The organism is Candidatus Rickettsia tasmaniensis (assembly GCF_036857515.1).
In the GTDB taxonomy this organism is placed as follows: domain Bacteria; phylum Pseudomonadota; class Alphaproteobacteria; order Rickettsiales; family Rickettsiaceae; genus Rickettsia; species Rickettsia rickettsii.
Window position 1 is genome coordinate 1 of the sequence record NZ_JAQCNX010000020.1, and the last position, 11991, is coordinate 11991.

Below are 11991 nucleotides of genomic sequence, written 5' to 3' on the forward strand. Positions count from 1 at the left end.
TAAAAACTCAGCTTTTTTATTTGCCCTATCATATTTATAATATTTCACCGGTGCATTATCAGCCATATAAGCAACGATCCAAGTTTTATCGTCTAGCGTCCTACTATTAATAATTAAATCACCGCGATCAATAGATTGCAAATATTTAATATCATCTTCAATATCTTTATCTAATATTTTATATGAGACTCTATCATAATCTATAGAGACTGCTTGCGGAGTTTGCTTTGTGGGATGAACTGTAAATAAGCCAATATCGGCTTTTGCATCTTCGGCTAATATTTCTTCACTACCTGTAGCTAGTGTTATAGCTTTAAGTGCGGAGGTATTACGATTACGTCCCTCTAGCATATATAAAGTTTCACCGCTAGCATCAAAACCAAGTATGGAAGTGTTAAAAGAATCTTCCATTGATATCTTAGTAAATAACTTTGGTTCTCCGTCTTTTAATTCATAATATTCAACAGCTCCGTCTTTATCTAGTAAGCTACCGAATCTTAAATTTAAATTTTCATCGGTTACATAATCAGTAAATCTATCATTTTTATAAATCAGTTCTTTTTCTAGAGTATCTAGATTTAATTTGTAAATATCAAAATATTCAGGATTACGCTCATTTAAATATATTAATATCTCATTTGGCTTCTTATGACTTGCTCCGGCTATTTTGGCTTTAACTCCTTTTGCGGGAGTAAGTAATTTTATCTCTTTTGTCTCTATGTTATAGCTATAAATTCGGTCATTTTCATCACCGTTAAAATCTTGGGTATATAAAATATTTTTATTATTATAAGCTTTAGCATAAGACCAAATACCGCGTCCGTTGTCATGGGTTATGGCTTCTGCTTTACTAATATCATCTGAGGGTGCTAGCCAAATGTTTAATACACCGTCTTTCGGTGCAACATATAGAATATATTTGCCGTCGTGGGTTAGAGAAACCCTTGCTTTATCAGGGTTACCGAATAAAACTTTTCTGGGGATTATTTGATTGTTATCCGTTATCGTTTGCGTTTGAAACATAAAAATACCGACACTTATTATTAATATAGTGCCAATAATATAGAAAATTTTACTCATTACTAATAGTTTGTTATTTAGTTTTGTAGTCTTTTGATGTCATTCCCACTTCCGCGGAAATGACATTCAGGTCATAAAATATAATTGCTACACTCTCTCAATATTGCTTAAAAACCAATCAACTTCTTTGGTATTAGCATTACGTGTAAATGTCCATTCTTCTTTTAAATCTTCGATTTTGTCAACTACATTTTTACCTTGAAATAGTAATTTAATAAATATGTTATTACCGAACATGTAAATTTCTGAATATTTTGCACTTAAAGCCGATGAGTCAAAAAAATCACCATAGGACGGTGTTATTTTTTCAAATTCTTCCAAGTATCTTTTATCTATCAGCTCAGATAATTCTTTAGCATCTTTTTTATAAGCAGCTTCTATAATCATTTGAAAAGCAGTTTTAGCATTATTTATGAATTTAACCGGATCAAAGGAGTAAAGGCGTTTATGGACTTGTTCCATTCCATCTACAACCGTAGTTATATTATGTTCTACTATTATATCTTTAAAAGCTTTAATATCTTGGGCTGTTGGAATATTTTTTTCTTCTTTATTAGATTTAACTGTACTGTAAGTTACGTCCTTAATAACCGGTTCGCCAAAATAAGATTTTTGCTTTGTCTGTTCCTCTTCTGAAGTAGAACCGAGAGTCGTAATTAATTTGTTGATAATGTAAAAGGCAATAACGGTAAAAATTAATAACTCTATTATTTGAGGAGACATTATTCTATTTATTTTTATTAAAAGATTATTCTTATATCTTAATATAAAAAAATAATCTTTTAAAGTTATTTAATAAAAATAAGGATTTATTTTTATTTGAGTTAAACTTAAAGTTTAAAAAATAACTAAAATATCTTGATTATTTTAATTATTATGATATTATCGTTTTGTAAACGATGTTTAAACTCCATCATTGCAAAACATTTATAGCCTTTAGTCCATTTATGCTAGGGGCCGTTGTACTAAAGCTTAATTTTTAAGCGTTTTTAGTATAACGGATAATTATTGTTTTCAATGATTGAGTTTATCCCCTAGCACCTATCTATCTATTCACTTTTAATTGACGAATGAACTGGCGAGCTGGTAATTCAATTATATAATACAAAATAGTAGCTATTGTAACCGAAGTAGCAAATTTAAGCCATAAAGGAGTTGGATAAATCCAAGTAATATGCTACAAAAAATTCTGTAGTTAAAGCAGAAAGGTATAAAGCATATGAAATTTGACCTAGAAAATATGTTATTGGATTATCGAAAATAAGTTTACTTAATCCTGAATCATTAGATGTTCCAATAATTATTAAGGATGAGCCAACTGCAGGCCGCCAAAGTGTTTCTGCATTAATTATAATAAAAATATAAGCAAAAACAGCAATTCCTACAAATGTAATAATATCATAAATAATATAATTAAGTTTCAAAGATTTTATATATTTTGTAATAAAAAATGTTATACAACCAAAAATCAATACACCTAAAAACATTATTAAGCTTTTACCGTAAGCAAATTGTACTCTTTCGTTACTCTAATATGGGTCTGCAGCCATTGAAAAGCATAAGGAGCAGAAATTATCCAATAAGATATAAATAACAAGATTATCAATAATTAAGTTATTGATAATCTTTGCATCAATGATATTAAAAAAGGAAATAATTAATATACAAACATTTCCGTACTTATTGAACATGAAGGTTGATTCCAAGATACTAAATCCGTGAACCCCCATGCTTGAATAAGGAACACATTAAGAAGAAAAGTATAAGAATTATCGGAGGGTGAAAGAATTTCTGGAAAAATCGACTCTGCATTAATACGCATAAAAACATAAATAAATGTAAGGGATAAACTCTGGCAATACGTGCAAATAAAAAACTTTTATAACTAACGGTATGCGTATAAAATCTAGTATTATATACATAACATAAAATAAAGCCGGATAACACAAAAAATATTACGACCCCAAGACCGCCAAGTCTTGCTATATTCATTCCAATTGAGTTACCTGGCCAATTTTATATGTGGCGTGTAAGAAGAATACCCATAATGCAGCATACCCGCGTAAACCTGTTAATCCTTTTATTTCTTTTAAGTTATCTATTTTATTATGCCATATTTAAGTTATAACATTACTGATTAAAATATGGCATGATACAATAACCTAAATATTAAAACAATTTATTAATAATAATTTTTTTAATAAATTATTAGATTCTTATATTCAGAGATCTTTTAATAAGTGTGCCACTTTTATAGCATTATCAAATCCGTGATCGTAATGAAATCTTATATCAGGCGAGAATTTCATATTTATTTTATTAGTAATAAAATTTCTGATAGCATTTTTAGAATTATTTAATGCATCCATAATTTCATCTATTGTTAGTTTAGTATTAAAAGGCAAGAAATAACAATTAGCTATTTTGAGATCAGCAGTAACTATAACTTTCGTAATAGTGAGAGGACAATCAAAAAGTCTGCTATCCAGCATTTTGCCACGCCTTAGAATTTCTATTAATGCTTCATTTATAATGCTTGCTAATTTTTGTTGTCTATGAGCATTAGTTTTGGTTAATTTTTTCATGAGTTAAAATATATACAATTCTAAGGCATAATAGCATGCTTTTGCCAAACAACCAATACCTAAAAATTTTAGAAATTTTGTTTTAAAAAAACCGGAGAATAAAGAAATAAAGCTTCCCCAAAAAGAAAATGCCATTAAGAAAATTATAAATATCTCATATTTATAATATAGTTTTGTTAAATTTTTATGTCTTAAAATATTTTGTGCATTTTTGGAAGCATAAAAGATATTTAAAACTATTCTTCCAAAAATATAATTGACTGTATTACCGCTAAGAGAAGCACAAATAGCTACTAACAGCATTATTAAACTATTATAGCCTCCGAACATTTTCATAGAATGAAATATTAATTCATTCTGAAAACCTATAACAAGATTTGAGACAAAACTATCAACAAATAATAAACTATATGCTTCAAATTGATTCATGAATGTAATATATTGAATTTTGATTAGGGGCATTAATCGTCATTGCGAGGAAAAACTGTAAGTTTTGACGAAGCAATCTCATGCCAAAATCCTGAGATTGCTACAACCCTTACTATCTAACACCAAAATAAAGTAACTGGCAATGAAAAAGCAAATTATTTATCCTGATTTTATAGCACGCATTTTTTCTACGGCACTTGATTTATCATTATTTGCCTTTATAGCAATCCCAATATCACAATTTTGTTCTTTTAATTTATTATGGTTGTTCTTTAATGATTATTTCCTTAGCATTAACATTAATCTTCATAATCCCAATGAAATGTTTAACTCGGTTATGAGTCAGGAATTTTATGAATATCTTAAAGCAGGAAATTTTAATAAATATATTTTGTTTAATATTTCAATTTTTGCTACTAATATATTAGTAATAGGCTCATATTTCATAACGCTTTGGTATTATAAAGGTGCAACGCTTAGTAAAATGTTTTTACGTATGAAAATCGTAGATGCCGTAACATTAAATCGTCCGACTTTAAAGCAGTTAATTAAAAGATTTTTAGGGTATATGACTTTTCCTATCGGTATTTTTTTCATACTTTTTTCTTCTAAAAAACAAGCATTACATGATAAAATAGCCGGAACCGTCGTTATTAAGTCTTAAATATACTCCTAAGTAATAGACGAAGTCTAATTTGGAAAAGAGCAAGGAGTATATAAGGCGAGGAGCGGAGCGTATACTTAATAGGTGAGTACCGAGTACTTATAATACGACGTAGCTCATTTTTCAAATTAAACGAGTATATTTATGAATGAAACAAATGATAATGATATAGATCAGCTAATTTATCTTTTTTCAAAATTACCCGGTCTTGGTAGTAGATCGGCAAGGCGTATAGCGCTTTACCTATTGCAAGATAAAGACGTAAGGTTAAAAAGCCTGATTAATAATCTTGTAGAGATAGATAAGAAAATAGTAAAATGCGAGATTTGCGGTAATATGGATACGGAAAATATTTGCCGTATTTGTTCTTCTGAATACAGAGATAAATCAATTATTGCTATTGTCGAAACTGTGGCTGAATTATGGGCAATGGAGCGCAGCGGTAATTTTAAAGGTTTATATCATGTACTCGGTCATAATCTATCGGCAGCTAGTAGACAAAACCCTAGCATATTTCGGTTACCTGAACTACTTAAAAGATGTTTTGCAGAAAATATTAAAGAAGTTATTATTGCTACTAATGCTACTTTAGAAGGTCAGACTACTGCTTATTTTATTACAGAATATTTAAAAGAGCATCCTGCTAAAATTTCTCGCCTTGCTAGCGGTATACCTATTGGAGGTGAACTTGATTATTTAGATGAGGGTACCGTGTCTGCCGCTATTAACCTACGCCAACCTTTTGAGTAAAAATTAATAATTTTATTAAAGTTATAGTGAATCTTGATGAAATTCTAGATGATATTCGCCGGCGAATTTTATTACATCATTATGATTTCCTTGATGATCAAAATGTATCAGTAATTCACCTTGTTCGTTTGAATGTAATATATTTGTAATAAACGCTGGTCACCATCAATCTTAATTTCAACTACTTTTTTACCGATAAATTTAACACCGTTATCCCCCTGTTGTCTATATATTATATCTTTCTTTAAGGCATTTATAAATTTATCACATTGATTCTTATCTAATTTTTCTTGTAATTTTTCGCTAATTCTTCCATAACATTCAAGTCCTTGATATTTGCCTAAAGCAGTAGTGTTATTAATTGTAATTTCTCCTTTCTGATTAACTTTCCAACTGCTGTAACAGGAATAACCTGCCCGATAGTATGAAGTAAATGTGCATTTTTTATTGATTGATAATATTCATGAATTTCTATAGGATTTTGATTTGCATACTGCTCTAGCTCTTCTTTAAGTGATAATCTTATTAATTTTTTCTATAGCTTGTGCTTGTGCAAAATTCAGGTTGCTAACAAGAGCTTCGATATGAATTTGGTTAATATATTCTTCAGGATTTAATAAAAATTCTATTGCCTGGAAGATATTACTGAGATATGGAGTTATTTTATTTTTAGGTATTTTTTGTATAAATTGTTTAGCTAATTCATATTGTTTGGTATATAAGGCTGTTGTAGATAGTAATATAACACCACCAATAGAGTTGCTAATTTCGATTCACTCATCCTTTAGGTTTTCTTCATTCACAATTTTCTCAGCAGCAGAATATTGATTGTATTTGGCAATATATTGAAAACATCGAAACTGCTCTTTACTATCTTTAGATAAATTGTCTTGGTTAATTAGATTTAATTTAGCTTCAGCAATTTCAGCTAAATTAAAACTCATTGCTGTCAAAATTTTGATATCTGTAGGAGCATTTTTGATTAAATTTTTTGTTTCTGTTGCCCTTTCGTTAAGTAAATAAATATTAAATAAGCTATAGATTGAATCGCTATCGTTTGGTCGATCCTTTAAAATGCGTAATAATTGCTCTTCGTCTAATGATAATTTTCCTGTATTATTATAGGCTACTGATAGATTATAACGGCAAAAATAGATGAATTTACTTTCCTGTTTTTGCTCATTGTTTACTAGATTCGCTAGTCGTGGTGCAAGTAATGTTATTATTACATCATATTTTTTGGTAGCAAGCAATATTTCAGAAAAAGAGCTTAGAATAGCAACATCTTCTATATTTGCTAATTGTTTAATAATATCAGGTTGAAATTCAGGTTTTACAAATAATAAAATTTAGATATTTTTGATACCATTCTCCTTGAGTTTTAAGTAAATTTAAAACTATAGGTGCTGATTTAAGTATATCTTTAGCTACTGCTTCCATTAATGAAATATTCTTTTCTATTACGGCTAAACGAAAAATATTTTCCTTAGCGATAAATTTATTGATAATCTTAGTGATAGGGTTAGAAGAATTGGAGCTAGGTTTGTATTCAAAAAATATTTCTACTTTAGAATTTTTATTAATTAAAGCATTATATTCACTAATCTCATTATCTTTAAATAACTCATGATTTTTAAGTTCTTTATAACTGTATTTTTTAATACACATTCCAATAGCTTTTTTGGGGGTTTTTACCTCTTTTATCTTCTTAATTGCTAAATTAGCAAATTCTGAAGCTAATTTTGAATTTTTTATTTCTTCAATAGTTCTTAAATAATTATTTTTTATATCAAAATCCTTAACTATTGCTGAGTACAATTCTAAGCTGTATTTAAGGTAATATTGCGAGTTTCAAGTGGCAACCATAAAATATGGTTATTTTCAGAAAAGTTAATAGAAGACTTTTTTGATTTTATATATGATGCCTAGTTATTTTTAACAAGGCATCATACATTAGTTTAATTCTTAGTCAAAAAATTATTAATATTTTTTAATAATTACCCACCGAATTGCTCTTTAATAATTCTATCTTCCAGCGTATGGTTTTTATTAAAGAGCAGTTTGATAGGCTTATCCTTAGTAGATTTAACGGTAACATTTGTGATATTATTAAACTCCTGAAAGTCGGCAGTAGCATTTACCGGTCGTTTATTTGTATTAAGTATTTCAAATTTAATCATAGCAGATGAAAGCAGTAAAGCACCGTGCCATCTACGCGGTCTAAACGAGCAGATAGGGGTTAGGCATAACATGTTTGACTCAAGCGGTAAAATAGGACCGCCGGCAGATAAATTATAAGCACTACTTCCGGCAGGTGTTGCAACTAAAGCTCCGTCTGCTACTAATTCGCTCATTCTCTCTATCCCGTTTACGTCTATTCTAAATTTAGCAGCTTGATTAGTTTTGCGAAATATCGATACTTCGTTAATAGCAAGTGCCGTATATATTTGACCGCTCGTATCTTCGACTTGCATAAGAAGAGGATTTAGGATAGAAACCGTACTTTCGTGTATATTTTGTAATAAATTTTTGGTATCTAAAGGATTCATTAAAAAGCCGAGGCTTCCTAAATTTACTCCGTAAAAAGGTATATTAAGATGCATATAGCGGTGAATATTATGTAGTAATTCTCCATCCCCGCCTATTACGATAATGACCTCCGCTTCCTCTATTTTACAATAATTATAGAGTTTTTTTATTTCCTCTATAATAGCTAAATGTTTGGAATTTTGGTTATAAATCAATGCTATTTTATTTATATTCATTATATGAATTTCTTTTTTAATATATAGACGCTTAACTAATTATAAGTTATAAGAATAAAGTAATAAAATAAATATTAAGTTAAATTATGTCATCATTCAACATCAAAAATCATAAAAATGATCTGCTATTTGTACCGCTAGGGGGATCTAATGAAATAGGTATGAATCTTAATCTTTACCATTATCAAGGTAAATGGTTAATGATTGATTGTGGTAGCGGTTTCGCCGATGATTATTTACCCGGTGTTGATATGATAATTGCTGATAGCAGCTTTATCGAGAAATATAAAAAAGATATAGTAGGTCTGATTTTAACTCATGCTCACGAGGATCATTTAGGTGGAGTCCAATATTTATGGAATAGCCTTAAATGTCCTATTTATACTACTACTTTTACAGCAAATTTTTTAAAAATTCGTTTAAATGAATATGATTTTGCTAAAAATATAAAAATTCATGAAGTAAAACCCGGTAGTAAAATAAATCTAGATCCTTTTTCCTTAGAGATGGTGCCACTGACTCACTCGGCTCCTGAAATGCAAGCAATTATGATCCGTACGGATGCAGGTAAGATTTTACATACGGGAGATTGGAAATTTGATAACGATCCGATACTTGGGAAAAAAGCCGATGAGGAGCTTTTAAAATCTTACGGAGATGAAGGGGTTCTTGCACTTGTTTGTGATTCAACTAACGTATTTAATAAAGGAAGCTCAGGTTCTGAAGGGGATGTTAGAAAAAGTTTAGTAGATATTATAGCCGGTTGTCCTCAAATGGTAGTAGTTTCAACCTTTGCCTCTAATTTAGCACGGCTTGATACAATAATTCATGCTGCAGGGTTTGCGGGTAGAAAAGTAGTCTTAACCGGTAGAAGTTTGCACCGTATGATGCTTGCTGCGCAGGAAAGCGGCTATTTGAAAGATATTGCTCCTCTAATTAGTGAACGTGATGTTAGCAGATTTAGAAGAGAAGAATTATTAGTAATTGCTACCGGTTGTCAAGGTGAGCCTATGGCTGCCACCGCAAAACTGGCTAGTAATTCTCACCCGTCTATAAAGCTTGTTCCTAAGGATACAATGATTTTTTCTTCAAAAATTATTCCGGGTAATGAAAAGAAAATATTCAGGCTATTTAATATATTTGTTAAAGCCGGTGTAGAAGTTATTACTGAGCGAGACCATTTTGTACATGTTTCAGGACATCCATCGATTGACGAACTACAAAAAATGTATTCTCTAATTAGACCGAATATTTGTATACCTGTTCACGGCGAGCCTGTACATATTCATGAACATGTTAAGCTTGCTAAGCAAAACGGCATAAAACAGGCAGTAGAGGTTGAAAACGGTAGTGTAGTACTGCTTGAACCTAATAATGCAAAAGTAATTTCAAAGGTTGAAAACGGTTATTTAGCTGTTGACGGTAATTATTTGCTGCCCGTTGAATCTCCGATTTTCAAAGCTAGAAGACGTATGCGTGAGTCGGGTATCGTGGTAGCATCAGTAGTCATTAATAAAAAAGGACTGCTTGCTGCAAACCCAATGCTGTCTATGCCCGGGTTGCTTGATCCGAAAGAGGATATGGCATTAGTTAACCTCATTAAAAACGACATTAAAGAACTTGTTACCATTCAAAATAAACAGGCTAAAAAAGCATTGTTGGATGAACAAGTAATCGAGGCAATAAAAGGAACAATCCGTAAAACCTTAAAACAAGAAATTAATAAGTCACCCGTTATAATAGTAAATCTTGAGAAAGCTGTGGAGTAGTGAAATTGTTATTGTGAGTAGGTATTGTTTTATGGTTCGAGAAATTCGCTCGATGTCATTCCCGCGGAAGCGGGAATCCAGAAAAACAACTTCAATATTGATACAGAAGTTACATATTTGATAAAAAAACCATATAAAAACAAGTTTTTATATGGTTTTACTGGATTCCCGCCTTCGTGAGAATGACATAAACAAGCCAAGCAAAACGATACCTACAAACCTGCAAGTGACAAAGAAAAAATAAGCACATGAACAAATTTAAAAATATTGCGGTTTATGGGGGAGGGAGTTTCGGTACTAGCCTTGCTTCTTTAGCAGCACAAAACTGTAATAACGTTACTTTATTTTTACGTGATGAAGCAATAGCAAAGGAAATTTTACATAACAAAACTAATGTAAAATATTTAGGGGATATTAAATTATCTGCTCATTTACAGGCTACTACAAACTTAGATATAATTAAGGATTTTGAACTAATTATTATTGCAGTGCCGTCTTACGCTTTTGATGACTCAATAAAATTATTAAAAACTCATAGCATTTCTAAAGATAATACTCTTCTAATTGCAACAAAAGGCTTTGCCCGTAATCCTACCGCATTATTTTCAGATAGGTTAAAAACTCTATTACCGCATAGCCCTACAGCGTTTTTTGTAGGTCCGAATCTAGCAAAAGAACTTGCTAAAAATTTACCTGCTTCGGCAAGTATTGCAAGTTTAGATATAGATATAGCAAATAAAATAGCTTATAACCTAAGTTCAAAAATTTTTACTACTAATGTGTCAAGCGATATTGTAACATTGCAGGTAGCAGGAGCTTTAAAAAATATTTTTGCTATTAAAAGCGGGATTGATTTAGCAAGAAAGCAGGGCCAAAATGCAAGAGCAACGCTTATAGTAGCTGCCTTAAAAGAAATTGCTATTTTATCGAAAGCTTTAGGTGGTATGCAAAAAAAATCTGATATTTTACTAGAGGGCGTAGTAGGCGATTTAGTGCTTACTTGTTATTCGTTAGGCTCACGTAATACAAAATTTGGTTATGAACTTGGAATTAGTAGCGATAAAAAGAAATTTTTACAGGAATATAAAGAGCTAGTAGAGGGAAGAGAAGCATTAAAATTAGTTTGGGATTTGATAAAAAAATATAATTTACATATGCCTATAATTTCTGAAGTAGCTTCGTGTGTTATTCCTTATGTCATTCCTGCAAAAGCAGGAATCCAGAAAAAAGTATAAATACAGCAAATTTTTGAAATTAAAAGCTCGATTCATCTCGCTTTATGCTGGATTCCTGCTTTCACAGGAATGACATAGGTATCCACGCAACAATGCCTCCGCGGGAATGACATATGACTCCACGCGAGCAATACCAATCAAGTATTACAGCAATCTCTTCATCTGTTCTTGCTCTAATTTTTCTTCTTTATCTAGTTTGTTTAAAAATTCTTTATAAAAACCGTTTGTTATATATACAAGTTCCATTTCGGTATTTAATTCAGAAGATTCAAGTATGATTACACATTCACCATCCTTGAAAGTAACCACTTTATCATTTTCTTCTTCTAAACTATATTTATCTTTTAAAATGTTATAAAACTCTTCAAATTTATTTTGATCTATAGTTAAAATAACGGCTTCTATTACATATCACTAAAGCTTTAGATATAGTTTTTGTATTTGGTTCTATATAATAATTATATCCTTGCCAATAATTAGGTTCTTTATTGATGATTTTGTATTTTTTTGTTAGATCTATATTAGTAGTTTTATTTAATTTTAGCCCAAGTGGTATAGGATTAGAATAGATATTTAAACAAAAAAATATAATGAATAAGGATAATAGATTTTGCATAAATAATATGAAAATTTCATATTAAATTAGACATCTTAAATAACATAAAATTTTTAAAGTTTCAATTAAAAATTTATTTTGGTCTGATGAAGTAAAAA

At 30.2% G+C, this 11991-nt stretch carries 14 protein-coding genes and 1 pseudogene; 4 read left to right on the forward strand and 11 right to left on the reverse strand.

Features of this window, described 5'->3' with window-relative positions; all coding sequences use genetic code 11:
- The 6 genes and pseudogenes from O6R16_RS04865 to O6R16_RS04890 form a co-directional block, all read right to left on the reverse strand.
- Positions 1-1080, reverse strand: a 1080-nt coding sequence (locus tag O6R16_RS04865) for a TolB family protein (RefSeq protein ID WP_499680245.1), incomplete at its 3' end; no start/stop codon positions are given.
- A gap of 87 nt (positions 1081-1167) precedes the next feature.
- Positions 1168-1803, reverse strand: a complete 636-nt coding sequence (locus O6R16_RS04870) for a Tim44/TimA family putative adaptor protein (protein WP_499680246.1) — start codon at positions 1801-1803, stop codon at positions 1168-1170.
- A gap of 416 nt (positions 1804-2219) precedes the next feature.
- Positions 2220-2504: a hypothetical protein gene (locus O6R16_RS04875; RefSeq protein WP_499680247.1), complete on the reverse strand. Its 285-nt coding sequence runs from the start codon at positions 2502-2504 to the stop codon at positions 2220-2222.
- Between the two features lie 397 nt (positions 2505-2901).
- Positions 2902-3126, reverse strand: a pseudogene (locus tag O6R16_RS04880) (hypothetical protein); the annotation flags it as partial.
- A 176-nt stretch (positions 3127-3302) separates the two neighbouring features.
- Positions 3303-3665: a 30S ribosome-binding factor RbfA gene (gene rbfA, locus O6R16_RS04885; protein ID WP_064463889.1), complete on the reverse strand. Its 363-nt coding sequence runs from the start codon at positions 3663-3665 to the stop codon at positions 3303-3305.
- A gap of 3 nt (positions 3666-3668) precedes the next feature.
- Entirely contained in the window at positions 3669-4094 is a 426-nt protein-coding gene (locus tag O6R16_RS04890; protein WP_499680342.1) for a YqaA family protein, read from the reverse strand.
- 142 nt (positions 4095-4236) lie between these two features.
- On the opposite strand from O6R16_RS04890, the gene O6R16_RS04895 reads away from it, so the two are divergent.
- Positions 4237-4758, forward strand: a complete 522-nt coding sequence (locus O6R16_RS04895) for an RDD family protein (protein WP_499680248.1) — start codon at positions 4237-4239, stop codon at positions 4756-4758.
- 144 nt (positions 4759-4902) lie between these two features.
- Positions 4903-5508 (forward strand): recombination mediator RecR, encoded by a 606-nt coding sequence (gene recR / locus O6R16_RS04900; protein ID WP_499680249.1) that lies wholly within the window; start codon positions 4903-4905, stop codon positions 5506-5508.
- Between the two features lie 773 nt (positions 5509-6281).
- Here the strand turns inward: recR and O6R16_RS04905 are convergent.
- The 3 genes from O6R16_RS04905 to O6R16_RS04915 all read right to left on the reverse strand — a co-directional run bounded on the left by O6R16_RS04905 (position 6282) and on the right by O6R16_RS04915 (position 8273).
- The gene (locus O6R16_RS04905) at positions 6282-6761 is read right to left on the reverse strand and encodes a hypothetical protein (protein ID WP_499680351.1); all 480 of its coding nucleotides are present in this window, start codon (positions 6759-6761) and stop codon (positions 6282-6284) included.
- A gap of 73 nt (positions 6762-6834) precedes the next feature.
- Positions 6835-7326 (reverse strand): hypothetical protein, encoded by a 492-nt coding sequence (locus O6R16_RS04910; protein ID WP_499680250.1) that lies wholly within the window; start codon positions 7324-7326, stop codon positions 6835-6837.
- 179 nt (positions 7327-7505) lie between these two features.
- Positions 7506-8273 carry an NAD kinase gene (locus tag O6R16_RS04915; RefSeq protein WP_499680251.1) on the reverse strand — a complete coding sequence of 256 codons (768 nt, stop codon included), beginning with the start codon at positions 8271-8273 and terminating at the stop codon, positions 7506-7508.
- An 86-nt stretch (positions 8274-8359) separates the two neighbouring features.
- Between O6R16_RS04915 and O6R16_RS04920 the strand changes: the two genes are divergently transcribed.
- Both O6R16_RS04920 and O6R16_RS04925 read left to right on the forward strand, forming a co-directional pair.
- On the forward strand, positions 8360-10042 hold the full coding sequence (locus tag O6R16_RS04920) for a ribonuclease J (RefSeq protein ID WP_499680252.1): 1683 nt from the start codon (positions 8360-8362) through the stop codon (positions 10040-10042).
- A 248-nt stretch (positions 10043-10290) separates the two neighbouring features.
- Positions 10291-11277, forward strand: a complete 987-nt coding sequence (locus tag O6R16_RS04925; RefSeq protein WP_499680253.1) for an NAD(P)H-dependent glycerol-3-phosphate dehydrogenase — start codon at positions 10291-10293, stop codon at positions 11275-11277.
- A 144-nt stretch (positions 11278-11421) separates the two neighbouring features.
- On the opposite strand, the gene O6R16_RS04930 is transcribed toward O6R16_RS04925, so the two are convergent.
- Both O6R16_RS04930 and O6R16_RS04935 read right to left on the reverse strand, forming a co-directional pair.
- Positions 11422-11586 (reverse strand): hypothetical protein, encoded by a 165-nt coding sequence (locus tag O6R16_RS04930; protein WP_499680254.1) that lies wholly within the window; start codon positions 11584-11586, stop codon positions 11422-11424.
- A gap of 61 nt (positions 11587-11647) precedes the next feature.
- Positions 11648-11893 carry a hypothetical protein gene (locus O6R16_RS04935; protein WP_499680255.1) on the reverse strand — a complete coding sequence of 82 codons (246 nt, stop codon included), beginning with the start codon at positions 11891-11893 and terminating at the stop codon, positions 11648-11650.
- Between the last annotated feature and the right edge of the window lie 98 nt (positions 11894-11991).